General features: G+C 29.5%; 1 protein-coding gene. It reads left to right on the forward strand.

The window, feature by feature from the left end; translation table 11 throughout:
- Positions 1-274 (forward strand): SMI1/KNR4 family protein (locus SORDD15_RS10350; protein ID WP_231097656.1); only part of this gene is annotated, 274 nt, incomplete at its 5' end.
- Positions 275-349 lie beyond the last annotated feature (75 nt).

Genomic DNA, 349 nt, shown 5'->3' on the forward strand with positions numbered 1-349 from the left:
AAACATAAATCGAATTATGGATCCAGCGTCTGTTTTAGACTTTAGATTGAGACAAAATGATTTTGAATTTTATCCGGATATTGAAATATATGATGAATTTGAAAAAGATAAAATAGTCTTCTTTGAAGCAAATGAATCTGCCCTGATATCAATTGGCTTCGGTTCAGATAATAGTGGCAAGATTTATTATTATGATGAAGAGATATCCAAAAACCTTACAGAATTTTTAGAAAAATTGTCAGAGGACGATACTTTTTATTACAACTTCCTCTAATTACAGTATTTTTCTGATTTCATACAATCTTCTAGTCCAAGAAAATTAAGAAAACTGGGTTTCCACCCAGTTTTT

This window comes from Streptococcus oralis, assembly GCF_001578935.1.
Classification (GTDB): Bacteria; Bacillota; Bacilli; order Lactobacillales; family Streptococcaceae; genus Streptococcus; species Streptococcus oralis_R.